Raw genomic sequence first — 216 nt, forward strand, 5'->3', positions numbered from 1 at the left:
GCCCTTATCTCCCCATTGGAACGAATGGTTCAAAGCAACAGGTCTATCTCGTGGTTATGTTGGATGACGCAACTCGTTTTGTTCTCCACGGGAGGTTTTACCCCACGCTGGACCAAACCATTGTGGAAGACTGCTTTCGCCAAGCTGTACAAAAGCACGGTATACCAGAGGCTATCTACTTTGACAACGGCAAACAATTCAGAACCAAATGGATGA

Annotated in this window: 1 protein-coding gene; it reads left to right on the forward strand. The window is 47.2% G+C overall.

The features are described from left to right. Positions 1–216, forward strand: a 216-nt coding sequence (locus tag J3482_RS20700; protein WP_206923153.1) for a DDE-type integrase/transposase/recombinase, incomplete at both ends; no start/stop codon positions are given.

The sequence above is a fragment of the Alicyclobacillus suci genome (genome assembly GCF_017329615.1).
Lineage (GTDB): Bacteria > Bacillota > Bacilli > Alicyclobacillales > Alicyclobacillaceae > Alicyclobacillus > Alicyclobacillus suci.